Genomic DNA, 24,308 nt, shown 5'->3' on the forward strand with positions numbered 1-24,308 from the left:
AGCCCCCTACTCCCCCATCGCCGCATTCAGCCGATCCCTCAGCGCGACGATCTCGTCCTTCATCGCGACCAGCTCCGAGACCGAGCAGTCCGACGCCGCCAGGATCGACTGCGGCACGCTGCGCGCTTTCTCCTTCAGCGCCTGGCCCTGCGCCGTCAGGGCGATCAGGACCTGGCGCTCGTCCTCGCGCGAGCGGGTGCGCCTGACGAGATGGGCGGCCTCGAGGCGCTTGAGCAGGGGCGTCAACGTGCCGGAATCCAGGAACAGCTTCTCGCCGATGTCCTTGACCGGCAAATCGTCGCGCTCCCACAGCACCAACATGACCAGATATTGCGGATAGGTCAGGCCGAGCCGGTCCAGCAGCGGCTTGTAGACGCGGTTGAAGGCATGCGCGGCGGAATAGACCGCGAAGCAGATCTGGTTGTCGAGCCGCAGCGGCGCGTCCGCTGCCGATGATTTTCGGGGCATGGAGACTCCCTCGGAATTTGTCTCATTCTGGCGCCGCGCGCCGGCACATTCAATTGCGAACAATTAAATGTGAAACTCTGCAATTTGCATTGTGCACAATCTAATTGCCTGCAATAAAGATCGCACCCCATCGAACCCCTCAGGGAGACGACAATGTCCGTGAACGTCCTCTACAAGACCAGCGCCAAGGCCACCGGCGGCCGCGACGGCCATGCTGCAACCCTCGACGGCGCGCTCGACGTCAAGCTCACCACGCCGAAGGAGCTCGGCGGCGGCGGCGGCGCCGGCAACAATCCCGAGCAGCTGTTTGCGGCCGGTTATGCCGCCTGCTTCATCGGCGCCATGAAGTTCGTGGCCTCCCAGGGCGGCCCCAAGGTTCCCGCGGATGCCTCCGTCACCTCGACCGTCGGCATCGGCCCGCGCTCCGAAGGCGGCTTCGGCCTCGATATCGACCTCGCGGTCTCGCTGCCGGGCCTCGCCCGCGCCGACGCCGAGGCATTGGTCGCGAAGGCCCACCAGGTGTGCCCCTACTCCAACGCCACGCGCGGCAATGTCGACGTTCGCCTGACGGTCGTCTGATCGGAACTGCGGATTGGCTGGCCCGGGATCCGCCTCGGGCCGGCCGCTTCCGACCGAATTTGCCACCTCGCGGCATGGCCGCACGGCGGCGCATACGGCTCCACGCGAGGGCCCATTGCTGGCGCAAACAAACCTCGCTAGGCCTGTGATCAAATGACCGACACAGGGGAAGCGAAGGTATGAGTTCTGAAGCGGCCACAGGTGCCATGAGCGGACTGCGCGTCATCGATCTCACGCGCGTGCTCGGCGGTCCCTACTGCACCCAGATCCTCGCCGACCATGGCGCCGACGTCATCAAGGTCGAGCCGCCCGCGGGCGACGAGGTGCGCGAATGGGGCCCTCCCTTCCACGAGGAGGACGCGGCCTATTTCGTCGGCATCAACCGCAACAAGCGCTCGATCGGCCTCGACCTCGCCTCCGAAGGCGGCCGCGCCGTGCTGCTCAAGATGCTGGAAACGGCCGACGTCCTGATCGAGAATTTCAAGCCGGGCACGCTGCAGAAATGGGGCATCGGCAACGACGTGCTCAGCAAGAAATTCCCGCGCCTGGTGCACTGCCGGATCTGCGGCTTCGGCGCCGACGGGCCGCGCGGCGGCAATCCCGGCTATGACGCCATCATCCAGGCCATGACTGGCATGATCGCCGCGACCGGCTCGCCCGAGAGCGGGCCGATGCGGATCGGCGTGCCGCTGGTCGACATCACCACCGGCCTTTATGCGGCGATCGGAATCCTGATGGCGCTGTCGGAGCGGCAGCGCTCGGGCAAGGGCCAGTTCCTGGAGACCACGCTGTACGAGACCGGCCTTGCCATCATGCATCCGCACACCGCGAATTACTTCATGCATGGCAAGCCGCCCTCGCTCACCGGCAACGAGCATCCGAACCTCGTGCCTTACGCGATCTTCCCGACTAAGACCGACAACATCTTCATCGGCGTCGGCAATGACGGCACCTTCCGCAAGCTCGCCAAGGAGATCGGCAAGCCCGAGCTCGGCACCGATCCGCGCTTTGCCCGCAACAAGGACCGCATCGCCAATCGCGAGGCGCTGCGCGCCGAGCTCGCTGCCGTGTTCAGCCAGCACGAGGCCGAGCCGCTGTGCAATCGCCTGCTCGCCGCCGGCCTGCCCGCAGGGCCCGTGCAGAAGATCGACCAGGCGCTGACCAACGCGCACACGATCGCGCGCGGCGATATCATCGAGAAGGACTGGTACAAGGGCGTCGCCTCGCCGATCCGGCTCGATCGCAGCAAGCCGAGCCTGCGCCGGTTGCCGCCGAAATTCAGCCAGCACGCGGCCGAGGTGCTCGGCGAGTTCGGCTACACCAAGGCCGAGATCGACGCGATGGTCGAGAAGGGCACCGTCTGCGGCCCCGAGCGCAAGCGCTGAAATCGAGCGGCAGCGCAGGTGCGCTCCCTCCCCCGCTTGCGGCAGGGCTATCGCATATGGCTTTGTGGCGGGGCTCGAGCAAGCGCCTCTCCTTCGAGACGCCCGCTTCGCGGTCTCCTCAGGATGAGGCTCAACTGTATCGGTGTCCGTTGAAAGCGCTGCCGCGCACTCCGTCCTCATCCTGAGGGCCCGCCAACGGCGGGCGTCTCGAAGGATGCGCCACAGGCAACCCCACTCATATGCGATAGCCCTGCCCGCTTGCGGGGAGGGCTGGGGAGAGGTCTCGCCGCAACGGGACAATCCCCTAGAGGAGAAAGCCCTCACCCGACGCGCGGGAGGATGCTTCGCATCGCCCGGACGCGTCGACCTCTCCGCAAGCGGGACAGGTTTCTGAGGCCGCGGCTAAATACTTCACGTCGACCAATGCCGCACTGCGGCGCGGGCACGATAGTGCGGCGCGACCGGGGGAGGCTGCCCGCGGCGTCTTCGCCTATTTGACGGCTTCCCATTTGGCAGCGCTTGCTGCTTTCGTTTCTCCCGCTTACACAGTCATGTGAACGTCATATGGCGCTGCTAGCGCAAGCGCCTCTTTATTGACGGGCAAGGGAGGTTTTCTTGATGGCTCTTCGACATTTTGGCACCGCTGCTGCTGTTGCACTCGCGGTTGGTCTCGGCGCTTCGCCGGCGCTGGCCGTAACGGAAATCCAGTGGTGGCACGCGATGACCGGCGCCAACAACGACGTCATCGTCAAGCTCGCGAACGATTTCAACGCGTCGCAGACCGACTACAAGGTGATTCCGACCTACAAGGGCAACTACCCCGATACGATGAATGCCGGCATTGCCGCGTTCCGCGCCGGCAACGCCCCGCACATCATGCAGGTGTTCGAAGTCGGCACCGCGACCATGATGGCGGCGACCGGCGCCGTGAAGCCCGTCTACAAGCTGATGGCCGAGACCGGCGAGAAGTTCGATCCCAAGGCCTATCTGCCCGCGATCACCGGCTACTACTCGACCTCGAAGGGCGAGATGCTGTCGTTCCCGTTCAACTCGTCGTCGACCGTGATGTGGGTCAATCTCGACGAGCTGAAGAAGGCCAATGTCGAGATCCCCAAGACCTGGCCGGACGTGTTCGCCGCGGCCAAGAAGCTCCATGACAACGGTCATGCCACTTGCGGCTTCTCCAACTCGTGGATCACCTGGGTCAATCTCGAGCAGCTCTCGGCCTGGCACAACGTGCCGCTGTCGAGCAAGGCCAACGGCCTCGACGGCTTCGACACCGTGCTGGAATTCAACGGCCCGCTGCAGGTCAAGCATCTCGAGAAGCTGGTCGAGCTGCAGAAGGACAAGACCTACGACTATGCCGGCCGCACCAATACCGGCGAAGGCCGCTTCACCTCGGGTGAATGCCCCCTCTACCTGACCTCCTCGGCGTTCTTCGGTAACGTCAAGGCGCAGGCCAAGTTCAACTTCACCGCGGTGCCGATGCCCTATTATCCGGACGTCAAGGGCGCGCCGCAGAACTCGATCATCGGCGGCGCTTCGCTCTGGGTCATGGGCGGCAAGCCCGCCGACGATTACAAGGGCGTTGCAAAATTCCTGACCTTCCTCTCCGACACCGATCGTCAGGTCTACATCCACAAGGCCTCGGGCTATCTGCCGATCACCAAGGCGGCTTACGAGAAGGCCAAGGCCGAGGGCTTCTACAAGGACCAGCCCTATCTCGAGACCCCGTTGCTCGAGCTGACCAACAAGGAGCCGACCGAGAATTCGCGTGGTCTGCGCCTCGGCAACATGGTCCAGCTGCGTGACGTCTGGTCGGAAGAGATCGAGCAGGCGCTCGCCGGCAAGAAGACCGCCAAGCAGGCGCTGGATGCGGCCGTCGAGCGCGGCAACACCATGCTGCGGCAGTTCGAAAAGACCGCCGTGAAGTAAGACGATCAGCGGCAGGCCGTCAAAGCGGCCTGCCGCTCCGGGGCATCATGCAAAAGCAAGCCATTTTCCAATCCAAACTGTTGCCTTACGCGCTGGTTGCGCCGCAGCTCGCGGTCGTCCTGATTTTCTTCTACTGGCCGGCCCTGCAGGCCGTGATCCAGTCCTTCCTGCTGCAAGACGCCTTCGGCCTGTCGACCAGCTTCGTCTGGTTCGACAATTACGTGGAGCTGTTCAGGGATGCCGCTTACTTCGAAGCGATCCTGCGCACCTTCTTCTTCTCGTTCGCGATCGCCGTGTCGTCGCTGTCCTTTGCGCTGCTGCTCGCCGTGATGGCGGACAAGCCGCTGCGCGGCTCGATGCTCTACCGGACGCTTCTCATCTGGCCCTATGCGGTCGCTCCGCCCGTGGTCGGCGTGCTCTGGATCTTCATGCTCCATCCGTCCCTCGGGGTGCTCTCGCGCTATCTGCGCGGTCTGGGCGTCGACTGGAATCCGTTGCTCGACGGCAATCAGGCCGCAACGCTGATCATCATCGCCGCCGCCTGGAAGCAGATCTCCTACAATTTCCTTTTCTTCCTCGCGGGCCTGCAGAGCATCCCGAAAAGCGTGCTCGAAGCCGCCGCGATCGACGGCGCGCGCCCGGTGCGGCGGTTCTGGACCGTGACCTTCCCGCTGCTGTCGCCGACCATCTTCTTCCTCCTGGTCGTCAACATCGTCTACGCCTTCTTCGACACATTCGGCATCATCGACACCATGACCCGCGGCGGGCCCGGCAAGTCGACGGAGACGCTGGTCTACAAGGTCTATTCCGACGGGCTGCTCGGCGGCAATCTCGGCAGCTCGGCGGCGCAATCGGTGATCCTGATGATCATGGTCATCGTGCTGACGGGAATCCAGTTCCGCTTCGTCGAACGCAAGGTGACGTACTGATGGTCGAGGAAGAGGGCTTCCGGCGCTACGTCGCCCACATCATCCTCTGGATCGGAATCGCGATCGTCGCGTTCCCCGTCTACATCGCGATCATTGCCTCGACCCAGGAGAACGCGCTGATCGCGAACGGGCAGATGTCGCTGCTGCCGGGCGGGCATTTCTTCGAGACCTATTACCAGACGATCTTCGTCGGCACGAGCGGCTCGACCCGCGAGCCGGTCGGCAACATGATGCTGAACTCGCTGGTGATGGCGCTGATGATCGCGGTCGGCAAGATCGCGATCTCGATCATCTCGGCCTATGCCATCGTGTATTTCCGCTTTCCGTTCCGGATGCCGATCTTCTGGCTGATCTTCATCACGTTGATGCTGCCGGTCGAGGTGCGCATTTATCCGACCTACAAGATCGTCGCCGACCTGCACATGCTCGACAGCTACGCGGGCCTGTCGCTGCCGCTGATCGCCTCCGCCACGGCGACGCTGCTGTTCCGCCAGTTCTTCATGACCGTGCCGGACGAGCTGCTGGAAGCCTCGCGCATCGACGGCGCCGGTCCCTTGCGCTTCTTCTGGGATACGCTGCTGCCGCTGTCGCGCACCAACATGGCGGCGCTGTTCGTGATCCTGTTCATCCTCGGCTGGAATCAATATCTCTGGCCGCTGCTGATCACCACGCGCGACGACATGCAGACCATTCAGATCGGCATCCGAAAGATGATCACCACCACCGACGCGTTGACCGAATGGCCGATCGTGATGGCGACCGCCGTGCTGGCCATGCTGCCGCCGGTGTTCGTCGTCGTCGTCATGCAGAAATTGTTCGTGCGCGGACTGGTCGAGACCGAGAAGTAACAAGTGAGCTTTCATGGCTAACGTCACCCTGCGCAACGTCCGCAAGACCTATCCCGGCGGCTTCGAGGCCATCAAGGGCGTCGACGTCGATGTCGGCGACGGACAGTTCTGCGTGCTGGTCGGCCCCTCCGGCTGCGGCAAGTCCACCTTGCTGCGCATGGTTGCGGGCCTCGAAACCGTCACCGGCGGCGAGATCGACATCGGCGGCCGCGTCGTCAACGGAATCGAGCCCGCCGATCGCGACATCGCGATGGTGTTCCAGAACTACGCGCTCTATCCGCATATGAGCGTCTACAACAACATGGCCTATGGCCTGCGCAACCGCGGCATGGCCGAGGCCGAGATCAAGACCCGCGTCGAGGAAGCCGCGCGCGTGCTCGAGCTGTCGGCGATGCTGGAGCGCAAGCCGCGCCAGCTCTCCGGCGGCCAGCGCCAGCGCGTCGCCATGGGCCGCGCCATCGTGCGGCAGCCGAAGGTGTTCCTGTTCGACGAACCGCTGTCGAATCTCGACGCCAAGTTGCGCATCGCGATGCGGGTCGAGATCCGCAAATTGCAGCGCCGGCTCAACACGACGTCGATCTACGTCACCCACGACCAGCTCGAGGCGATGACGCTCGCCGACATCCTCGTGGTGATGAACGGCGGCCAGGTCGAGCAGGTCGGCAATCCCCTTGATATCTACGAGAAGCCGGCGACCACCTTCGTCGCCTCCTTCATCGGCGCGCCGCCGATGAACCTGATGTCGACGCGGCCCGAGGAGATCCGGTCGCAGCTCGCCGGCAGCAACGCAGCCGATGCCGGCATCCTCGGCATCCGCCCGGAAGATTTCGTCATCACCGACCAGACCCCGGCCGGCGGCGTCGCCTTGCCGCTCACCGTCGAAGCGATCGAGCGCGTCGGCGCCGAGACTTTCGTCTACGGCTCGCGCGAGCAGGAAGACCAGCGCGTCGCCGCCACCCCCGGCGAGCTGCCGCCGGGCGAGGTCATCGTTCGCATCCCCGGAACCGAGGCCCCCGCCATCGGCGCAAAAATCCGGGTCGCGGCGGTACGGACCAAGCTGCATCTGTTCAGCGGCGATGGCCGGAAGCGGCTCGAAGCCTGAGCGGCTCCGCGGGGCCCGTCGATCAAAACCGCGAAAACAACCCCATGCACAGTAGACGGGGCTCTGTTTTCGCTAGGGAATTCGACGCCGAAAATCGTCCCGCCTGGGCTTGGCGGCCCGGCCCGGACGGCATCGCTGACAGCCTTCGAGGACATGGCTGACACCCGCGAATGGATGCCCCGGCCCCTCCACAGCCTCCCGGCTAGCTGCTTGAACCAACATGGGAACATGCCCATATTGCTGATCAAGGGGTGCCGCGTGCGGGCCCTGATGCACCAAAGTCGCTTCTGCGAGGACTTTGTAAACTATGTCTCGTGTTCCAACGCTCTCCAGTCCCTTCCTGCTGGGCTTCGACGAAATTGAGCGCGTGCTCGATCGCGTCGTCAAAGGCGCCGACGGCTACCCTCCCTACAATATCGAGAGGTGTGACCGCGCGGACGGCCAACCCGAGCGCTTGCGCATCACGCTGGCGGTCGCCGGATTTACGCGCGACCAACTCGATGTAACCATTGAGGAAAACCAGCTCGTCATTCGCGGGCGGCAGCAGGACGACAAGACCCGGCAATACATCCATCGCGGCATCGCCGCGCGCCACTTCCAGCGCACCTTTGTGCTGGCGGAGGGGATGCTGGTGCTGGGCGCGGATCTGAAGAACGGGCTGTTGTCGATCGATCTGGCCCGGCCTGAACCGGAGCGGATCGTTAAGACAATCGCTATCAATGAGCACGAATAATGGAACGAGTAGCGGACTCGACCGCTTAGTGTTCCAGAGGAGTCGAGACCATGAGTGAAGGTCACGTTGCGTTCGAATATGAAGCCAAGAACGTCTCTCCGGAGACGCTGGCAACCCTCGGCGAAGGCCATATCGCCTATGTGAAGCAGATCCGTTCCGAGGACGTACCGGACCTGTTCCCGGAGGCGCCCAAGATTGCGCCGGGTCTCAAGCTGTTCGCGCTCCACGCCGCCGACGGCACGCCGATCATGCTGACCGACAGCCGCGAAGCCGCGATCGCCAACGCCTGGAGCAACGAGCTGCAAGCGGTGAGCGTGCATTAAGCGCGCGCGCGTCGCACGAAGAGAGTTTCAAGTGGGCATGCCTTCTTGCGAAGGCGTGCCCGCTTTCATTTTGGATCACGAAGTGTCTGCGCCGTCATCGCGAGCGCAGGAACGGACGGTGTGGCCGCAGCGACTGCGCCCGTCGTAGCCGGGACGCAATGCAGCGCGACCGCATCGCGCTTCAACGTCCATCCCGCATCAGCGCCCGCAGGATGCCCGGCTTCCAGCTTTGACGCGCGCTATCGAAGGCGGCGAAATCGTGGTCGAACTGCCAATAGGCCCACGCCCAGCCAAGCTGGTCCGCGGTTCGCGCGACGAACGACAAATATCGCGTCCGCGCTTCGGCCGGAGCGCGCTCGTACACGCCAAACTCACCGAGATAGATCGGGCGCTTTTCCCTTTCCGACCAGTTTTGAATCTTCTCGAAATCGGCGCGCGCCTTCCGTTGGTCCTCCGGCGTGCCCCAATCAAGCGGGCCGATCTGCGAGAAGGTCGGCGACCACGGCGCCCCCTGATGAGTGAAGCGTATCGGCGCGTAATAGTGGAGCGTGACGATGAGGTTTCGGTCGCCGGGCGGAAGGATCAGATCCTCGACCGGCATCTCATCGACGTTGAGAACCGCCGCAATGACCGTCCGCCCGGGGTTGGTGGCGCGGATGATGCCGAGGCACTCGTTGAGAAGAACGTTCCAGCCGGCCGACGTCATCTGTCCGCCGGGCTCATTGAGGACCTCGAAGACCAGCGCCGGATATCTTCCGGCATAGCGATCGGCGATTTGCGTCCAGAACGCTTTCAATTTCTCGGCGCATCCGGAGACGTCACGCTGGCATAGATGGGTATCGTGCTCGTCGAGGACAGGCACGAGATTCCGGGCGAGCACTTCCTCGATCACGGCGTCGAGGCGCCTCAAGACCGCTTCATCCAGCAGATTCGCCGGTCCCATGAACTTGAAGCCGAAGAAGTTGATGCGGACGTGCGAAAAGCCGGCGTTCCTGATCGCGGTGAGATTGTCGAGTCGAAACGGCGCATCCCGGCCGCCCTCCCAGATGCCGTCATAGCCAAGAATGTTGATGCCTCGCCCCAATCCGCCTGAGGCGCGTCCCGGCTCCTGGCCGGCTGCAGCAGCTTGAGAGCAGATGGCGAGGATGGATACCGCTACGGCGAGACCGAAAGTCACCGACCAGCGGGCGCAGACCCGATTCATCGGGATTGCTCCATCATTGCGGCAGGCCCTGCTGCGGCACTCGCCTGCAAGTCGCGAAGAAGAAGGCGACGAGAAGCACCGAGGTGAACATCGTCGAACGCAGGAACATCGTCTCCGTGAAATTCGATTGAAAACTCAGGACCACGAAGCCGATGACGAGAGCGCAGTGGCTGCGATCAATCGACCGCGTGGCGATCAAGTACAGGACCTTTTCCGAGAACAGATAGACGCTCGCGACGAACAGCACATACCCCAGGAATCCCGTTTCGATGGCAACTGCGATGTAGCCGCTATGATAATTGTCCAGCACCCACCCGTGGTTCTGGTTGAAATAGTCGTAAATCGCCGGTCGCGTCCAGAACCCATTGATGCCGAAGCCCAGCAGCGGCGCATCGTTGAAATGGCCGATGGCGTACTGCCAAATGAACGTTCGCTCGGTCAAGTTGATGGTCGAGTCGCCGAGATGGATGGAATCGTACCCGGTGATATAGAAATACAGGATCAGGAACGCGGCCAGGATGCACATGATGACCGGCAGCACCGCGTAGATCTTCATGCAGCGGATCGACCACATCGAGGTCACGAGCAGTGCACCGGCGGCAATCGCGACGGCGCCGGCCCCACGGGATTCCGAGGCGATGACGCATGTCGATGCCAGGAGAAATGTCAGGAGAAAGACAATCCAGCGCTGGCCCGTCATCTTTTGATAGCAGGCGAAGAACATCAGGTAGGCGCTGATGAAGCCGAGCGTCTGCTTCGATTCGTAGATCCCTTGCCACTGGCCGTTATGCATCCAGCTCTGATCGACACCGATCTCGGGCACGAACACCGCACACAAGGCCGAGGCGGCCACCAACACGAAGAGCCCCAGCGCCGTCGCTCCGACGATCTCGTCGATGTCGATCCGCGTGATGAGGCAGTACGCACCGAAGGTCGTCACCACGAGAGCCGCGCTCTTCATGATTGCCGCAGTGGCGAGGCCGGTCCAGAGCACGGAAACAGCGGCGAGAGCATAGAATGCGACCAGCGCGATGAAATCCGGATTGGGCTGCACGCGCACGCAGGGACGCACGAAGGCACTGGCGTAGATCAGGATGACCCACATCAGGAGCGCAACGGCCTGTTGCACATAGCTCCATTCTGCGGGAAGCAGCACGGGGTGGAAGACACCCATCGACGCAATCACATTGACCGTGATCGAGCCGCGCATCACGTTTCTGGCGAGCTTTTCCACCGCGCCGGGCGCAGTCGGGATCGCGCGCTCGTATGCCTCGGAATCGTCGGTGTGCAAGCTGGTCATGAGCCGACCGCCTGAAGCACCGCGAATCTTTTGTCACGACGCACCACGAGCGCCTTCGCACGCGCGCTGTTGCCGGGTTTCTGCCAGTCGAGAGCCGATTCCCCGAACCGTTCTCCCACCGCGGCCGCGAGGCGCAACGGCGTCATTCCATTCCCAGTCACGTCCGCTCAGTCCAAAGCTTCGAACGGCTCTCAGCGGATTTTGGCGCCGCCCAACGTGCCGTGCGTCTCAAGCGGGAAGATTGTCGTATCTTCTACCTTTGTGATCAAGGTGACATGACGGGACGCTGCCCCTCACAATCAGGTGGCAGACACGATCGGGCCGTGATCAGGCGAGAAGACGGAAGATTACGCCGCGGTCGCGGGCGGCAGCGCCAGCACGGAATAGATCGCCTGGGCGTCGCGCGAGGCGCGGAGCTTCTTGGCGATGTCCTGGTCGCGCAGCAGGCGGGCGATGCGGGCGAGCGCCTTGAGGTGGTCGGCGCCGGCGCCTTCGGGGGCGAGCAGCAGGAAGACGAGATCGACCGGCTGGCCGTCCATCGCCTCGAAATCGATCGGGCGGTCGAGCCGTGCGAACAGGCCAAAGATCTTTTCGAGCTTGGGCAGCTTGCCGTGGGGGATGGCAACGCCATAACCGACGGCGGTGGTGCCGAGCTTCTCCCGCTGCAGCAGCACCTCGAACACCGAGCGCTCGTTCTGCCCGGTCAGCTCGGCGGCCTTGGCCGCGAGCTCCTGCAAGGCTTGTTTCTTGCTGTTGACCTTCAATGCCGGGAGAATCGCCTCGGGTGCGACCAGATCGGTAATCGGCATGGAAGCTTTCCGAGGTGAATTAAACCGTCAGGTTTCCGATTTGGCCAGCTTGATAGACCAAGCTCGGCCGGCGTCAATAACATGAAGCAGGAGGGGGACTTAGCCCGAAGTCCTGCCAAGCCCCAGATGTGGGGGGCTTCTACTCCAACGCAATCCCGGTGCCAACTCCCGCGTGCGGCTTTGCCCCCGTCATTGTTAAGGGCCGGGATCGTACGGGTGGCGGCTGGCGGGCCTAGCCACCGGCCTGGCCGTCCGCCTTGGCTCCCGGCGGGTCGATCCAGCCCACATTGCCGTCCGCCCTGCGGTAAATGATGTTCACCCGGCCGGAGGAGCCATGCTGGAATACCAGGCAGGGTGCTCCGCTGAGGTCGAGTTCCATGACGGCTTCGCTGACCGAGAGCCGCTTCAGCGACGTGGTTTGCTCGGCGATGATGACGGGGCTGTAGCCGGTGACTTCCTCTTCGCCCTCACCGGGCGCTTCCAGCACATAGCTGGTGGCGTCGAGCGCCGCCATCGCCTCGGAGGCGGCATGGGCCTTGCGCGCGGAGCGGTCCTTCAGCCGGTTCTTGTAGCGGCGCAGCCGCTTCTCGATCATCAGCAACGCCTGGTCGGCGCTGGCATAGGCATCCGGCGCGTTCGAATCGGCCTCCAGCGTGATCCCCGAATCGAGATGCAGGGCGCAGTCGGTGCGGAAGCCGAAGCCGTCCTTGCTGAGCGTGATGTGGCCGGAATAATTGCCGTCGAAATATTTGCGCAGCACCTCGTCGGTACGGTCGGCGACGCGGCCACGCAGGGCCTCGCCGACGCTGATGCTCTTGCCCGAAATCCGGAGGGTCATGGATGCCTCGCTTGGTTTGCTGGCCTAGCTTGGACCGGTCGCAAAGGGAGCCGAGAGTAGCGCGATTTCAGGCCGGCGCAATCAGGCCGGCTCGGTGTTGCGGGAACGATCGGACAATGCGGTGGAGAGGACGTTACCAAGAGCGCTCTGCTTGTCGCGGCGGCGTTGCACCGAGGAAGGAATGCGCATGGCTTCGCGGTACTTCGCGACCGTGCGGCGGGCAATATCAATGCCCGAGGCGCGCAAGCGTTCCACGATGGTGTCGTCCGACAGGATCGCCGTGGGCTCTTCCGAATCGATCAGCTGCTTGATGTGGTGGCGCACGGCTTCGGCCGAATGCGCTTCGCCCCCGTCGGCCGACGCGATCGAGGCCGTAAAGAAATATTTCAATTCGAACGTGCCGCGATTGGTCGCCATGTACTTGTTGGCGGTGACGCGCGACACCGTGGATTCATGCATCTGGATGGCGTCGGCGACGGCCTTCAGGTTGAGCGGCCGCAAATGCGCGACGCCGTGGGTGAAGAAGCCGTCCTGCTGGCGCACGATCTCGGTTGCAACCTTCAGGATGGTGCGGGCGCGCTGGTCGAGCGCGCGCACGAGCCAAGTCGCGTTCTGCAGTGCATCGGTGAAATAGGACTTGTCGCCATCCTTGCCGATCTTCTTCGACAGCTCGGAATAGTAGGTCTGGTTGACCAGCACGCGCGGCAAGGTGTCGCTGTTGAGCTCGACATGCCAGCCGCCGTCGGGACCCGGGCGGACATAGACATCGGGCACCATGGTCTGCAAACGCGCCGAGCCGAATTTCATGCCGGGCTTGGGATTGAGGCGGCGGATCTCGCCGATCATGTCGGCGATGTCCTCGTCGTCGACGCCGCAGATCTTGCGCAAGCTCGCGATGTCGCGCTTGGCGAGGAGATCGAGATGCTCGACGAGCGCCTGCATCGCGGGGTCGTAGCGGTCGAGCTCGCGAAGCTGGATCGCGAGGCACTCACTCAAATTGCGTGCGCAGACGCCGGGCGGATCGAATTTTTGCAGCACGGCGAGAACATCCTCGACGTCGGCCTGCGATGCGCCGAGGCGTTCGGCGGCCTGGCCGAGATCGGGTGGCAGATAGCCGGCCTCGTCGACGAGGTCGATCAGATACTGGCCGATCATGCGCTGCGCCGGCGCGGTGAAGGCCACCGCGAGCTGCTCGGCGAGATGGTCCGACAGCGTTGTCTCGGCCGCGACAAAAGCTTCGAGATTGTAGTCTTCGTCACCCGAGGCGCCGCCGCCCCATTCGGTATAGGTGGTCGGTGCGGCGTCCTGGGCGTTGCGTGCCGCGGCCTCCGCCGGTTCCTCGGAGAAGACGTTGTCGAGGCCCGTGTCCAGGGTCTGCTCGATCTCGGCGCGGGTGCCGAGATCCTTGCTCATCCATTCTTCCTGGCCCGGCTCGAAGCCTTCGGCGCTGCCGCCGAAGCCGTCATCGCCGCTCTGGCCGCCGGATTCGTCGCCATCGCCGAACTGGCCGGCCTCGGACGAGGCTTCCGCGGGAGCCTCGTCGCTGGCCCGTTCCAGCAGGGGGTTACGCTCCAGCTCCTCTTCCACGAAGGTGGTGAGATCGAGATTGGACAATTGCAGCAGCTTGATCGCCTGCATCAGCTGCGGCGTCATCACCAGCGACTGCGACTGCCGGAACTCTAATCTCTGCGTGAGTGCCATGAAGCAAGAACCGTTCCCGAAAAATTGGTCCGATTTTTGCTTATCCTAGTCCGAGCCCGATGTACACGCCTTGACGAAACGCAAAAACGGGCTAGAGGCGGAATTCCTCGCCAAGGTAAAGGCGGCGTACGTCCGGATCGGCCACGATCTCATCCGGGGTTCCCTCGGTCAAAATTTCCCCGGCATAGACGATATAGGCGCGATCGGTGAGGCCCAGCGTCTCGCGCACATTGTGGTCGGTGATGAGCACGCCGATGCCGCGATTGGTGAGGTGGCGGACGAGGTCCTGGATGTCTCCGACCGCGATCGGGTCGATGCCGGCGAAGGGCTCGTCGAGCAGCATGTAGTTCGGACGCGTCGCCAGCGCGCGCGCGATCTCGACGCGGCGCCGCTCGCCGCCGGACAGCGCGATCGACGGCGATTTGCGCAGCCGCGTGATGTTGAATTCGTCGAGCAGGGAATCGAGCTGCTGCTCGCGCTTCTTGCGCGAGGGCTCGACCACTTCGAGTACGGCGCGGATGTTCTGCTCGACGGTGAGGCCGCGGAAGATCGAGGCTTCCTGCGGCAGGTAGCCGATCCCGAGCCGCGCGCGCTGATACATCGGGAGCCTGGTGACGTCGTGGCCGTCGAGCTCGATCGCGCCGCGATCGGCCTTGATCAGGCCGGTGATCATGTAGAACACGGTGGTCTTGCCGGCGCCGTTCGGGCCGAGCAGGCCGACCGCTTCGCCGCGGCGCACATAGATGCTGACGCCGCGCACCACCTGGCGGCTGCCGAACGCCTTTTCCACGCTATGCACAGCCAGGAAGCCCGGCCGCTTCAACAGCTGCGGCCCGCCGGTGCCATTGGATTTGGCCGTGTTCCGCAAGGGGTGAACGGCCTGCGGACGCGGCCCGGCTTGATAGTCGGCCTGGTAGTCGCCTTGATAGTCAGCTTGGAACTGATCGGGCGCGCGCATCGCCGGGTCCCGGGCCATCGGCGGCGCGTCCCGGATCGGGCTGGTCACGAGACCGCCGACGCTGTCACCGAGCGCGGTGATGTCCTGACGCGCAAATCCTGGCCGGCCGCGCTTGGCGGGGCGCCGACGGAACATGCTGAAGAGATCGACCATCCCCGCCTTCTAGCCTTTCGCGACGATTCTTCGCGAATTCGCGTGATCTACCGCACCGGCCTTCGATTCGCCGACGCAGCATGAGTGAAGGGATGTCTCATGCCCAGTGAAACACGCCCGAAAAGCGGCGGACCCCGCTTCGAAAGCCCTGTGCGCTAAATACAGTCTCACCGGCCAAGCTTCAACCTCGGTTCGGCGACATCCGAACCAAGCCGTTGAATTCATTTCGGTTTACTTGCGCCAGGCAGTTGCAGCGGCGGCGCCCCGGCGGGCTTGCCGCCTTGTCCCGCCTGACCGCAATCATTGCCGGCGCCCTGCGGCAGCAGGACCTGAACCCGGCCGGTGTCGGATTCCACGCGGGACACCCCGGTCGTCATATCGACCGTCAGCCGGTCACCGCGCATCACGTTCTTGCACTGCGTCAGGACCACCGGACCCCCGCCCCCCAGCATGGTGATGAGATTGGTCTTGGTGTCGAACACGGCGGTCTCGCCCGTCACCACCTGGTCCTTCTGGGTGACCACGACATTGCCGCGCGCCTCCAGCCGCTTGATCGAGGAGCTGCCGCCCGGACCCGGCTGCGCCGATTGCATCGGCGCCGATTTCGCGCCCTTCGCCGCGGGCTGCGGCGCGGCCGGCTTGTCGCCGCCGGACTCGTAGAACACCACCAGCGTCTTCGAGGTCATGGTGGTGTCGCCCTGCACGACCTTCACGTTGCCGGAGAAGGTCGCCTCCTTCTTCTTGTCGCGCATCTCGAGCGCGGCGGCCTCGATCTGGATCGGCTGGTCGCGGTTCTGCGAAAAGCCCTGCATCGCGTTGGGCACGCCCTGCATCGCGCTCTGCGCAACGGCTGCATTGCCGGCGAGCAGCGCGATGCCGACTGCAAGTGCAGCCGCGCCGACAATGGCGCACCCGCTGCGCGAAAGGAGCTTGGTCATGAAAATCATCTTGAGTTGGCAGACTTGTTCTGAGGCGTACGTGTCTTCGCCGCCGGCGGCGCAGGCTCGACCGGCACAGGCTGCGCGGCGACGGGGTCGTCCAGCTTGTCCAGATGCATCACCACATTGCCTTCGAAGCGGATGACGTCGCCGCCTTCGGTGATGCGCAAGCGGTCCGCGGTCAGCGTGCCGTTGGTCAGCTTGACGTCGACACGCTCGTCCGAGGAGACCGTGCCCTTGCCCATGTCGACGAAGGCCGAGTTCAGCCGCGCCTCGTAGCCGGTCGAGGTGCGCAGGAAGATATCCTTGTGCAAATCGAGCTGCTGCTGCTTGTTGTCGAAGCGGCCGGTGCGGGCATCGAGCAGCAGCGTCGATTGATCCTCCATCAGCACTTTCGCGCGCAGGTCCTTGAGGTCGACGTGATCGGGATCGGTGATGTCCTGCGTCGCCGTCTTGGCCCAGAGCTCGTAGGGCCGCTGATCCGGGGTGAAGCCGGACAGATGCGGCGATTCCATCGTGATCTTGGTGCCCGACACCACCATGTTCTCGACGGTGAGCGGCAGCTCCGGAATCCTGAACTTGTTGAAGAAGGCGATGTAGACGATCACGGCCATGGCCACGACCACCGTCGCCGGGACCGAGACCCGCAGAATCCGCACCAGGCGGCTGTGGCGCGCCGCGCTGGCAAACTTCGCCGCGAGCGCGGCGTCGTAGGTGGGATTGTGGGCCGAATTCACCTGAGCTCCTGAGGTGTCGCTCGCCAAGCCGGGTTGCAGGGCGCCCCATTCTACCCGTCACCGCCCCGATATGCAGCCTTGGACATATCAGGCTGGAGGCATCGGGCCTGGACGATCAGGCTTGGACAGGCCGCAGGAAAGTGTCCGAAACGGGGCGCAGCCCGAAGTCTAGCCGGCGGCCGAGGGCTCAGGAATGCGCGAAAATGTCCTCTTCCGCCCAGCCCTGGAGGTCGAGCAGGGCACGGGTCGGCAGGAAGTCGAAACAGGCCTTTGCCAGCGCCGCGCGGCCTTCCCGGACCAGCATGGCATCGAGCCGCTCGCGCAAGGCATGCAGATGCAGCACGTCGGAGGCGGCGTAGGCGAGCTGCGGCTCGCTCAGGCTGTCGGAACCCCAGTCGCTGGACTGCTGCTGCTTGGAGAGGTCGACATTGAGCACCTCGCGCACGAGGTCCTTCAGGCCGTGGCGGTCGGTATAGGTGCGGGTCAGGCGGGAGGCGATCTTGGTGCAATAGATCGGCCCGGTCATGACGCCGAAGGTCTGGTACAGCACCGCGACGTCGAACCGAGCGAAGTGGAAGATTTTGGTGATGGCGGGATTGGCCAGCAGCGCCTTCAGGTTCGGCGCGTCGGTGTGACCCTTCGGAATCTGCACCACGTCGGCGCTGCCGTCGCCCGGCGAGAGCTGCACCACGCAAAGCCGGTCACGGTGCGGGTTCAGCCCCATGGTCTCAGTGTCGATCGCCACCGCTCCGGTGTAGCGGGACAGGTCGGGCAGGTCGCCGCGATGCAGGCGTACGGTCATGGCGTGTCAAAACCTCGGGTCGAATCGGTCACGTCGGCACAATAACGAATTCGGATTGCCCGCGGTGTAGCCATTGCCGGCGGGCCGCGCAAGCAAGGTTGCGCGCGAGGGGCGGCGGCGCCCGGCCGGCGGGCTGTTGCCGGGATCCCACAACCCGGCGCGGGCTTCGCAGTCCAGCGCAATCTGTGCCCTGCACCCCGTGGACATCGTCCCGGCCGACCCCATCTGCCAGTCTTGCCCGCTCCCTGCCCCTCACCATGAATCAGGTGCCAATGACCGAACAGACGCTCGCCGCGCCGATCGCCGACCGACGGGACCAGCAACGCGGCTTCTCGCGCTATCAGGCGCTCCTCATCGCGCTGCTCGCGTTCACGCAATTCACGATCATCCTCGACTTCATCATCATGTCGCCGCTGGGCGCCATCCTGATGCCCGCGCTCGGCATCACGGCCGGGCAATTCGGCGTCGCGGTGTCGGCCTATGCATTCAGTGCGGGCATTTCCGGCGTGCTGGCCGCCGGCTTCGCCGATCGCTTCGACCGCAAGCGCCTCTTGCTGTTCTTCTATGTCGGCTTCACGCTCGGCACCATGCTGTGCGCGGCGGCGCCGAACTACCACGTGCTGCTGATGGGGCGGATCGTCACCGGATTGTTCGGCGGCGTGATCGGCTCGGTGGTGCTCGCCATCATCACCGATCTATTTCCGCTGCAGCTGCGCGGCCGCGTGATGGGCTACATCCAGACAGCGTTCGCCGCGAGCCAGGTGCTGGGCATTCCGGCCGGGCTGTTCCTCGCCAATCACTGGAGCTGGCATCTCTGCTTCGTCGCGATCGTCGTCGTGTCGATCGCCGCGATCGCCGTCATCGCTTTCGCCATGGAGCCGGTCGATGCGCATCTGAAGCTGAAGCAGGACAGGAATCCATTCCATCATCTGATCGCGACCGTCGCGCAGCCGCGCTACACGCTGGCGTTCCTGGTCACGACGCTGCTGGCGACCGGTGGCTACATGCTGATGCCGTTCTCCAGCGCCTACACCGTCCACAATCTCGGCATCGACATCACGCATCTGCCGACGATCTATCTCGTCTCCGGCCTGTTCAGCATCGTCACCGGACCGCTGGTCGGACGCGCGAGCGACTTCTTCGGCAAATTTCCGACTTTCGTGTTCGGCTGCGCGATGACCGTGGTCATGGTGCTGATCTACACAAACCTCGGTCAGGTCTCGCTGGCGACCGCGATCCTCGTCAACGTGCTGATGTTCATCGGCATCTTCTCGCGCATGATCCCCTCGCAGGCGCTGATGTCCGCGATCCCCGATCCCGACCAGCGCGGCTCGTTCAGCGCGGTCAGCGCCTCGCTGCAGCAGCTCTCCGGCGGGCTGGGTTCCGTGCTCGCCGGCGCGATCATCGTGCAGGCGCCCGACGGCGCACTGATCCATTTCGACCGGATCGGCTACGTCGTCGTGACCACGACGATCGTCACGCTGGTCGCGATGTATTTTGTGCAGAAGGCGGTGGCGGAGAGGGCGGGGAAGAGGGTGGTGTGAGGGGCTTATGAATTCGCCTCAATCGAGAAAAGCGTGGTCCGGCTGGCGCGCGGACTTCAAGCATCTTCGATCACGGCGTGTCTATGAACGCCGTTGCCAAACCAAGGGCTCGCGGCTTGTGTGAAAAATCGCAATGACGTAGACCGCGTCGTCCCTTTCGCGAAATACAACAATGTAAGGGAACCTGCGCAGCAAAGCGCGGCGTAAGTCCTTGTAGGCCGGTGCAAACTGCTTGGGATGCTCTGCAATCCGGATCAGCGCGGCACGTAAGGCGTCGCGAAATTGTGGCACAACATGCGGAGCATGGGTGCTGTACCATTGACTGCATCGACGAGGTCGGCCCGAGCTGCCTTCGTAAAGAGCAGGCGGGTCACTATCGCGACCGACGGTCAAGCTCAGCGTCAACATCTTCCCAAGGGATCGCGTCGCGACGGTCCGCATCAAAACTCGCAAGCCGACGATCGAGTTCGGCCTCGTGCGCCGGGGTCAAGAGCACATCATCGGGGGAGAGGCTATCCCAAAGCTCTCCGATGAGGTCGAGCCGTTGCTTGGGAGTCAAACGGCTAATGTCGAGCGTCGCCATGATCCGAACCCCTTAGGCCTTTTGCCAACGAGATCACAACCTTCGTGTTCTCGTCGAGAACAAATATCGCTACTGCGACGGCCGGCGAAAAGGGCAGGATCCCGACGATTCATGACCAACTTGGCCACACTGGAACTGGTCGGATTATACCCACCGTCCCTCGAATTGCGTTTCGCAGGGAATCGGCGGGAAAAATGGTGCCCAGGAAAGGACTCGAACCTTCACGGCCGTTAAGCCACTGGCACCTGAAGCCAGCGCGTCTACCAATTCCACCACCTGGGCATGCCGTTTGGGGCACGGAGGCGGTTACTACGGTTCGGTGACGCCGTTGTCAATTCATGCTTGAAGGGCGGTTCGGGATGCCGATTGCGCATCGCAAACCGGCCCGATACAAGCCTGACAAGACGCACTCTTTTCCGCAGGAATGGCTCCCATGGCATCGAATCTGGACACGCTGGTCACGGTTTTCGGCGGATCGGGGTTTTTGGGCCGCAGCGTGGTCCGTGCCCTGTGCAAGCGCGATTACCGGATCCGGGTCGCGGTCCGGCGGCCGGAACTGGCCGGCTTCCTGCAGCCGCTCGGCCGGGTCGGGCAGGTCCACACCGTTCAGGCGAATCTGCGCTATCCGGCCTCGGTCGAGGCGGCGCTGCGTGATTCGCATGTCGTGATCAATCTGGTCGGCATCCTCGCCGAGGGCGGCGAGCAGACCTTCGACGCCGTTCAGGCCCGGGGGGCCGAGACGGTGGCCAAGGCGGCGGCGGCAGCCGGAGCCCAGCTGGTGCATGTCTCGGCGATCGGCGCCGACGCCGAATCGCCCTCGCGCTATGCCAGGGCCAAGGCGGCCGGCGAAGCGGCGGTCCAGGCGGCGGTGCCCTCGGCCACGATCTTCCGCCCCTCCGTGATGTTCGGGCCCGAGGACCAGTTCACCAACCGCTTTGCCGCGCTGGCGCGGATCTCGCCGGTGCTGCCGCTGATCGGCGGCGAGACGAAGATGCAGCCGGTCTATGTCGGCGACGTCGCCACCGCCATCGCGGACGCCGTCGACGGCAAGGCCAAGGCCGGCGCGACGTACGAGCTCGGCGGACCGGAAGTGCTGACCATGCGCGAGATCATCGAGGCCATCCTCGAGATCACCGACCGCAAGCGGATGCTGGTGCCGCTGCCGTTCGGCCTCGCCCGCTTCAAGGCCGCCTTCCTGCAATTCGCGCCGGGCGCGTTCAAGCTGACGCCGGACCAGGTCACGCTGCTCGAGCGCGACAATGTCGTGTCGGAGGCGGCCAAGGCCGCAGGGCTGACGCTGGAAGGGCTCGGCATCCAGGCCGACTCGCTGGAAGCGATCGCCCCGCAATATCTCTGGCGTTTCCGCGCCGCCGGCCAGTTCCAGCGCAAGAGCGCGTAACCATCATCTTCGTCGTGGACGGCTTGCCCTGCGTGCGCGGTCGAATGCGCGGGCGGGTTTATCGCCCCAATGCCAGCGCGATCAGGCCGAGCGTGCCGACGATGACGCGCCACCAGGCGAACAGCACGAAGCCATGGCGGGTGACGTAGGTCAGAAACGTCTTCACGACGATGACCGCGGTGATGAACGACACGACGAAGCCGATCGCGACGATGCCCATGTGGTCCATCGTCATCTCGGCGCGGTTCTTGTAGAAGTCGTAGGCGAACGCGCCGATCATGGTGGGGATGGCGAGGAAGAACGAGAACTCCGCCGCCGCGCGCTTGTCGGCCCCGAGCAGCATCGCAGCGACGATGCTGGCGCCGGAGCGCGACACGCCCGGGATCATCGCCACGCACTGCGCGATGCCGATATAGAGATACATCAGCAGCGGAAACTTGGTGGCGTCATGCTCGCGCGGCTTGAGATCGAGCTTGTCGACCCAGAGCAGGATTGCGCCGCCGACGATCAGCGTAAAGCAGACGACCCACGGATTGAACAGCACGCTCTTGATGTATTTGCCGGCGACGAGACCGACGATCACGGCCGGCAGGAACGCCACCAGCACACCGATCACGAAGCGGCGCGAATAGCTGTCGCCGGTGAAGAAGCCGATCACGACATCCCAGAGCTTCCTGAAGTAGAGCCCGACGATCGCGAGGATCGCGCCCAACTGGATCAGAACCGTAAACGAATCCCAGAAGGCGCCTTCGCCGAGATGGAAGAAGCGCTCCGCGAGCAGCAGATGGCCGGTCGAGGACACGGGAAGGAACTCGGTCACACCCTCGATGATGCCGAGGATCACTGCCCGTATTGCGTCTGACATATTTACGGTCCATTTCGGCTTGAAAAGCGGGGCCGTTCTCGCCTATTCGCCCCCATGCCGCAATCGCAAAATGCGAAATCACGCCCTTGCCTCGCGGTTTTGAAGGACTAGTGTGGCGCCGCACAAACATTGATGGATTCTTAAGCACCATCAAATAGTCAAAGGCTTCATGTTTACGCTGTTTCATCATCCGTTCTGTCCGCATTCGCGTTTCATCCGCCTGATCGCGGGCGAATACGGGCTCGACCTCAAGCTGGTCGAGGAGCGCAGCTGGGAACGGCGCGAGGCGTTTCTGCTGCTCAACGCGGCGGGCACGACGCCGGTCATGGTGGACGACGAGCAGCCGCCGATCCCGGGCGCGGCCATCATCGCCGAATATGTCGACGAGGCCTATGGCTCCGGGATGGGCGTGAAGCGCCTGATGCCGGAGACCGTTGCCGAGCGCGTCGAGGTGCGCCGGCTGATGGCGTGGTTCAATGAAAAGTTCTTCGAGGAGGTCTCGCATCCCCTCGTCACCGAGCGCATCTACAAGCGCTTCATGAGCGAGGAGAACGGCGGCGGACCGCCTTCGGCCGACGTGATGCGCGCCGCCAAGGCCAATGTGCGCTATCATCTGGCCTATATCGGCTGGCTGGCGCAGACGCGCAATTTCCTCGCCGGCGAACGGCTCACTTACGCGGATCTCGCCGCCGCGGCGCATCTCTCGGCGATCGACTATCTGGGCGACGTGCCATGGAGCGAGGACGACGCAGCAAAGGCGTGGTACGCGCGGGTGAAATCCCGCCCGTCGTTCCGTCCGCTGCTGAGCGAATGGCTGGCCGGCGTGCCGGCGTCGCGGACTTACGTGGACCTGGATTTCTGAAGGTGAGCGTCATGCCCGGGCTCGTCCCGGGCATCCACGTTCTTTCTGTCTTGGAGAGGGCTACACAAGAACGTGGATGGCCGGGACAAGCCCGGCCATGACGACGTCGAGTGTGGATGCATTGAGCAACATCGACACAGACACAGATCGGTTGCGCACCGCGCTCGAAGAGCAGGCGCGCGCGCTCGGCTTCGACTGTATCGGCATCACCGCGCCCGGCACGATCGAGACCGCCGGAAAATACTTCCTCGACTTCATCGCCTCCGGCGGCCATGGCGACATGGATTGGCTTGCCGCGCAGCCGGAACGGCGCGTCGATCCGCGCGGGCTGTGGGCCGACGTGCGCAGCGTGATCATGCTCGGCGTCAATTACGGTCCCGACTCCGATCCGCTCGCAATTCTCAGGCAGCGCACCCACGCTGCGATCTCGGTCTATGCGCAGGGCGACGACTATCACGATATCATCAAGAAGCGGCTGAAGGCGCTGGCGCGCTGGCTGGTCGCGACCGCGCCGGCGGACGTGAAGGTGTTCGTCGACACTGCGGCGGTGATGGAAAAGCCGCTGGCGCAGACCGCAGGTCTCGGCTGGCAGGGCAAGCACACCAACCTCGTCTCGCGCGAGTTCGGCTCGTGGCTGTTTCTCGGCGCGATCTACACCACGCTGGAGCTGCCGCGCGACGCTGCCGAGATCGACCATTGCGGCTCGTGCCGGGCCTGTCTCGACATCTGCCCGACCGCGGCATTCCCCGCGCCCTACAAGCTCGATGCACGGCGCTGCATTTCCTATCTCACCATCGAGAACAAGGGACCGATCCCGCGCGAGTTTCGCAAGGCCATCGGCAATCGCATCTATGGCTGCGACGACTGCCTCGCGGCGTGTCCCTGGAACAAGTTCGCGCAGGCGGGCCGCGAGGCCAAGCTCGCCGCGCGTGACGAATTGCGCGCGCCGTCGCTCGCTGAGCTCGCACGGCTGGACGACGCCGCGTTCCGTGCGCTGTTCACGAAATCGCCGGTGAAGCGCATCGGCCGCGACCGATTCCTGCGCAACGTGCTGATTGCGATCGGCAACTCGGGCGATGTGGCGCTGGCCGACGAGGCGCGGCGATTGCTGGGTGACGCCAGCGCGCTGGTGCGCGGGGCAGCGGTATGGGCGCTGGGCCGGTTGGTGGAGCGGAACGAGTTTGCGGTGATGAGGCTGCACGCGCTCGGACTCGAGCACGACGAGAGCGTTCGTGAGGAGTGGCAGGCAGAAAGCACTGCTGGCCGCTCATCCTGAGGAGCCGCGCAGCGGCGTCTCGAAGGATCGAGGCCGA

General features: G+C 64.0%; 25 protein-coding genes and 1 tRNA gene. 12 read left to right on the forward strand and 14 right to left on the reverse strand.

Going from position 1 to position 24,308, the window contains the following annotated elements; translation table 11 throughout:
- Window positions 1-6: 6 nt before the first annotated feature.
- Window positions 7-468 (reverse strand): MarR family winged helix-turn-helix transcriptional regulator, encoded by a 462-nt coding sequence (locus P6U31_RS00480; RefSeq protein ID WP_407186363.1) that lies wholly within the window; start codon window positions 466-468, stop codon window positions 7-9.
- Between the two features lie 153 nt (window positions 469-621).
- Here P6U31_RS00480 and P6U31_RS00485 point away from each other — a divergent pair, with 153 nt between their 5' ends.
- The 8 genes from P6U31_RS00485 (at window position 622) to P6U31_RS00520 (ending at window position 8,302) form a co-directional block, all read left to right on the forward strand.
- Entirely contained in the window at window positions 622-1,047 is a 426-nt protein-coding gene (locus P6U31_RS00485) for an organic hydroperoxide resistance protein (RefSeq protein WP_036009140.1), read from the forward strand.
- Window positions 1,048-1,226: 179 nt separating this feature from the next.
- Window positions 1,227-2,432, forward strand: coding sequence for a CaiB/BaiF CoA transferase family protein (locus P6U31_RS00490; RefSeq protein ID WP_407186364.1), 1,206 nt, complete (start codon window positions 1,227-1,229; stop codon window positions 2,430-2,432).
- A 618-nt stretch (window positions 2,433-3,050) separates the two neighbouring features.
- Complete coding sequence (ugpB, locus tag P6U31_RS00495) at window positions 3,051-4,367, forward strand: sn-glycerol-3-phosphate ABC transporter substrate-binding protein UgpB (RefSeq protein ID WP_128928674.1); 1,317 nt, start codon at window positions 3,051-3,053, stop codon at window positions 4,365-4,367.
- Window positions 4,368-4,414: 47 nt separating this feature from the next.
- A complete protein-coding gene (gene ugpA / locus P6U31_RS00500; protein WP_407186365.1) occupies window positions 4,415-5,296 on the forward strand; it encodes a sn-glycerol-3-phosphate ABC transporter permease UgpA in 882 nt (293 codons plus the stop codon).
- Window positions 5,296-6,144: a sn-glycerol-3-phosphate ABC transporter permease UgpE gene (gene ugpE, locus P6U31_RS00505; RefSeq protein WP_407186366.1), complete on the forward strand. Its 849-nt coding sequence runs from the start codon at window positions 5,296-5,298 to the stop codon at window positions 6,142-6,144. The genes ugpA and ugpE overlap by 1 nt, the downstream gene beginning before the upstream one ends.
- Before the next feature lie 13 nt (window positions 6,145-6,157).
- On the forward strand, window positions 6,158-7,246 hold the full coding sequence (locus tag P6U31_RS00510) for a sn-glycerol-3-phosphate import ATP-binding protein UgpC (RefSeq protein ID WP_407186367.1): 1,089 nt from the start codon (window positions 6,158-6,160) through the stop codon (window positions 7,244-7,246).
- 307 nt (window positions 7,247-7,553) lie between these two features.
- Window positions 7,554-7,979, forward strand: a complete 426-nt coding sequence (locus tag P6U31_RS00515) for an Hsp20 family protein (RefSeq protein WP_407115843.1) — start codon at window positions 7,554-7,556, stop codon at window positions 7,977-7,979.
- A 50-nt stretch (window positions 7,980-8,029) separates the two neighbouring features.
- Complete coding sequence (locus P6U31_RS00520; RefSeq protein WP_035704148.1) at window positions 8,030-8,302, forward strand: DUF1150 domain-containing protein; 273 nt, start codon at window positions 8,030-8,032, stop codon at window positions 8,300-8,302.
- Between the two features lie 181 nt (window positions 8,303-8,483).
- Here the strand turns inward: P6U31_RS00520 and P6U31_RS00525 are convergent, their stop codons facing one another.
- The 9 genes from P6U31_RS00525 to P6U31_RS00565 form a co-directional block, all read right to left on the reverse strand.
- Window positions 8,484-9,506 carry a glycoside hydrolase family 5 protein gene (locus P6U31_RS00525; RefSeq protein WP_407186368.1) on the reverse strand — a complete coding sequence of 341 codons (1,023 nt, stop codon included), beginning with the start codon at window positions 9,504-9,506 and terminating at the stop codon, window positions 8,484-8,486.
- A 13-nt stretch (window positions 9,507-9,519) separates the two neighbouring features.
- On the reverse strand, window positions 9,520-10,806 hold the full coding sequence (locus tag P6U31_RS00530) for an O-antigen ligase family protein (RefSeq protein ID WP_407186369.1): 1,287 nt from the start codon (window positions 10,804-10,806) through the stop codon (window positions 9,520-9,522).
- Window positions 10,807-11,153: 347 nt separating this feature from the next.
- Window positions 11,154-11,615 carry a PTS IIA-like nitrogen regulatory protein PtsN gene (ptsN, locus tag P6U31_RS00535; RefSeq protein ID WP_008141251.1) on the reverse strand — a complete coding sequence of 154 codons (462 nt, stop codon included), beginning with the start codon at window positions 11,613-11,615 and terminating at the stop codon, window positions 11,154-11,156.
- 232 nt (window positions 11,616-11,847) lie between these two features.
- Window positions 11,848-12,453 carry a ribosome hibernation-promoting factor, HPF/YfiA family gene (hpf, locus tag P6U31_RS00540; RefSeq protein WP_407186370.1) on the reverse strand — a complete coding sequence of 202 codons (606 nt, stop codon included), beginning with the start codon at window positions 12,451-12,453 and terminating at the stop codon, window positions 11,848-11,850.
- A gap of 81 nt (window positions 12,454-12,534) precedes the next feature.
- On the reverse strand, window positions 12,535-14,154 hold the full coding sequence (rpoN, locus tag P6U31_RS00545; protein ID WP_407186371.1) for an RNA polymerase factor sigma-54: 1,620 nt from the start codon (window positions 14,152-14,154) through the stop codon (window positions 12,535-12,537).
- A 91-nt stretch (window positions 14,155-14,245) separates the two neighbouring features.
- Window positions 14,246-15,265, reverse strand: a complete 1,020-nt coding sequence (gene lptB, locus P6U31_RS00550; RefSeq protein WP_407186372.1) for an LPS export ABC transporter ATP-binding protein — start codon at window positions 15,263-15,265, stop codon at window positions 14,246-14,248.
- Window positions 15,266-15,486: 221 nt separating this feature from the next.
- Complete coding sequence (locus tag P6U31_RS00555) at window positions 15,487-16,212, reverse strand: LptA/OstA family protein (RefSeq protein WP_407186373.1); 726 nt, start codon at window positions 16,210-16,212, stop codon at window positions 15,487-15,489.
- On the reverse strand, window positions 16,209-16,940 hold the full coding sequence (gene lptC / locus P6U31_RS00560; protein WP_407186374.1) for an LPS export ABC transporter periplasmic protein LptC: 732 nt from the start codon (window positions 16,938-16,940) through the stop codon (window positions 16,209-16,211). Before lptC ends, P6U31_RS00555 begins: the two co-directional genes overlap by 4 nt.
- 187 nt (window positions 16,941-17,127) lie before the next feature.
- Window positions 17,128-17,742, reverse strand: a complete 615-nt coding sequence (locus P6U31_RS00565; protein WP_407186375.1) for a ribonuclease D — start codon at window positions 17,740-17,742, stop codon at window positions 17,128-17,130.
- A 272-nt stretch (window positions 17,743-18,014) separates the two neighbouring features.
- On the opposite strand from P6U31_RS00565, the gene P6U31_RS00570 reads away from it, so the two are divergent.
- Complete coding sequence (locus P6U31_RS00570; protein WP_407186376.1) at window positions 18,015-19,286, forward strand: MFS transporter; 1,272 nt, start codon at window positions 18,015-18,017, stop codon at window positions 19,284-19,286.
- 81 nt (window positions 19,287-19,367) lie between these two features.
- On the opposite strand, the gene P6U31_RS00575 is transcribed toward P6U31_RS00570, so the two are convergent.
- The 3 genes from P6U31_RS00575 to P6U31_RS00585 form a co-directional block, all read right to left on the reverse strand.
- Window positions 19,368-19,727, reverse strand: coding sequence for a type II toxin-antitoxin system RelE/ParE family toxin (locus P6U31_RS00575; RefSeq protein ID WP_407186377.1), 360 nt, complete (start codon window positions 19,725-19,727; stop codon window positions 19,368-19,370).
- Window positions 19,660-19,869: an addiction module protein gene (locus tag P6U31_RS00580; protein WP_407186378.1), complete on the reverse strand. Its 210-nt coding sequence runs from the start codon at window positions 19,867-19,869 to the stop codon at window positions 19,660-19,662. The genes P6U31_RS00575 and P6U31_RS00580 overlap by 68 nt, the downstream gene beginning before the upstream one ends.
- Before the next feature lie 195 nt (window positions 19,870-20,064).
- Window positions 20,065-20,151, reverse strand: a tRNA-Leu gene (locus tag P6U31_RS00585).
- A 151-nt stretch (window positions 20,152-20,302) separates the two neighbouring features.
- On the opposite strand from P6U31_RS00585, the gene P6U31_RS00590 reads away from it, so the two are divergent.
- Complete coding sequence (locus tag P6U31_RS00590; RefSeq protein WP_407186379.1) at window positions 20,303-21,268, forward strand: complex I NDUFA9 subunit family protein; 966 nt, start codon at window positions 20,303-20,305, stop codon at window positions 21,266-21,268.
- Window positions 21,269-21,326: 58 nt separating this feature from the next.
- Here the strand turns inward: P6U31_RS00590 and P6U31_RS00595 are convergent, their stop codons facing one another.
- Window positions 21,327-22,133: an undecaprenyl-diphosphate phosphatase gene (locus P6U31_RS00595; RefSeq protein ID WP_407186380.1), complete on the reverse strand. Its 807-nt coding sequence runs from the start codon at window positions 22,131-22,133 to the stop codon at window positions 21,327-21,329.
- 169 nt (window positions 22,134-22,302) lie between these two features.
- Here P6U31_RS00595 and P6U31_RS00600 point away from each other — a divergent pair, with 169 nt between their 5' ends.
- Window positions 22,303-22,995 (forward strand): glutathione S-transferase family protein, encoded by a 693-nt coding sequence (locus P6U31_RS00600; protein ID WP_407186381.1) that lies wholly within the window; start codon window positions 22,303-22,305, stop codon window positions 22,993-22,995.
- Window positions 22,996-23,092: 97 nt separating this feature from the next.
- On the forward strand, window positions 23,093-24,271 hold the full coding sequence (gene queG / locus P6U31_RS00605) for a tRNA epoxyqueuosine(34) reductase QueG (protein ID WP_407186382.1): 1,179 nt from the start codon (window positions 23,093-23,095) through the stop codon (window positions 24,269-24,271).
- Window positions 24,272-24,308: the final 37 nt, after the last annotated feature.

Source organism: Bradyrhizobium centrosematis, from assembly GCF_045571495.1.
Lineage (GTDB): Bacteria > Pseudomonadota > Alphaproteobacteria > Rhizobiales > Xanthobacteraceae > Bradyrhizobium > Bradyrhizobium centrosematis.

Excerpts from the sequence above, each read along its gene's own strand:
- P6U31_RS00530 (WP_407186369.1), bottom strand. The coding sequence starts at position 10,806 with ATGACCAGCTTGCACACCGACGATTCCGAGGCATACGAGCGCGCGATC.
- P6U31_RS00525 (WP_407186368.1), bottom strand. The coding sequence starts at position 9,506 with ATGAATCGGGTCTGCGCCCGCTGGTCGGTGACTTTCGGTCTCGCCGTA.
- ptsN (WP_008141251.1), bottom strand. The coding sequence starts at position 11,615 with ATGCCGATTACCGATCTGGTCGCACCCGAGGCGATTCTCCCGGCATTG.
- P6U31_RS00520 (WP_035704148.1), top strand. The coding sequence starts at position 8,030 with ATGAGTGAAGGTCACGTTGCGTTCGAATATGAAGCCAAGAACGTCTCT.
- rpoN (WP_407186371.1), bottom strand. The coding sequence starts at position 14,154 with ATGGCACTCACGCAGAGATTAGAGTTCCGGCAGTCGCAGTCGCTGGTG.
- P6U31_RS00600 (WP_407186381.1), top strand. The coding sequence starts at position 22,303 with ATGTTTACGCTGTTTCATCATCCGTTCTGTCCGCATTCGCGTTTCATC.
- ugpA (WP_407186365.1), top strand. The coding sequence starts at position 4,415 with ATGCAAAAGCAAGCCATTTTCCAATCCAAACTGTTGCCTTACGCGCTG.
- P6U31_RS00580 (WP_407186378.1), bottom strand. The coding sequence starts at position 19,869 with ATGGCGACGCTCGACATTAGCCGTTTGACTCCCAAGCAACGGCTCGAC.
- P6U31_RS00515 (WP_407115843.1), top strand. The coding sequence starts at position 7,554 with ATGTCTCGTGTTCCAACGCTCTCCAGTCCCTTCCTGCTGGGCTTCGAC.
- lptB (WP_407186372.1), bottom strand. The coding sequence starts at position 15,265 with ATGGTCGATCTCTTCAGCATGTTCCGTCGGCGCCCCGCCAAGCGCGGC.
- P6U31_RS00485 (WP_036009140.1), top strand. The coding sequence starts at position 622 with ATGTCCGTGAACGTCCTCTACAAGACCAGCGCCAAGGCCACCGGCGGC.
- P6U31_RS00575 (WP_407186377.1), bottom strand. The coding sequence starts at position 19,727 with ATGCGGACCGTCGCGACGCGATCCCTTGGGAAGATGTTGACGCTGAGC.
- P6U31_RS00480 (WP_407186363.1), bottom strand. The coding sequence starts at position 468 with ATGCCCCGAAAATCATCGGCAGCGGACGCGCCGCTGCGGCTCGACAAC.
- queG (WP_407186382.1), top strand. The coding sequence starts at position 23,093 with ATGACGACGTCGAGTGTGGATGCATTGAGCAACATCGACACAGACACA.
- P6U31_RS00510 (WP_407186367.1), top strand. The coding sequence starts at position 6,158 with ATGGCTAACGTCACCCTGCGCAACGTCCGCAAGACCTATCCCGGCGGC.
- P6U31_RS00590 (WP_407186379.1), top strand. The coding sequence starts at position 20,303 with ATGGCATCGAATCTGGACACGCTGGTCACGGTTTTCGGCGGATCGGGG.
- P6U31_RS00595 (WP_407186380.1), bottom strand. The coding sequence starts at position 22,133 with ATGTCAGACGCAATACGGGCAGTGATCCTCGGCATCATCGAGGGTGTG.
- P6U31_RS00570 (WP_407186376.1), top strand. The coding sequence starts at position 18,015 with ATGACCGAACAGACGCTCGCCGCGCCGATCGCCGACCGACGGGACCAG.
- hpf (WP_407186370.1), bottom strand. The coding sequence starts at position 12,453 with ATGACCCTCCGGATTTCGGGCAAGAGCATCAGCGTCGGCGAGGCCCTG.
- ugpB (WP_128928674.1), top strand. The coding sequence starts at position 3,051 with ATGGCTCTTCGACATTTTGGCACCGCTGCTGCTGTTGCACTCGCGGTT.
- P6U31_RS00490 (WP_407186364.1), top strand. The coding sequence starts at position 1,227 with ATGAGTTCTGAAGCGGCCACAGGTGCCATGAGCGGACTGCGCGTCATC.
- P6U31_RS00555 (WP_407186373.1), bottom strand. The coding sequence starts at position 16,212 with ATGATTTTCATGACCAAGCTCCTTTCGCGCAGCGGGTGCGCCATTGTC.
- P6U31_RS00565 (WP_407186375.1), bottom strand. The coding sequence starts at position 17,742 with ATGACCGTACGCCTGCATCGCGGCGACCTGCCCGACCTGTCCCGCTAC.
- ugpE (WP_407186366.1), top strand. The coding sequence starts at position 5,296 with ATGGTCGAGGAAGAGGGCTTCCGGCGCTACGTCGCCCACATCATCCTC.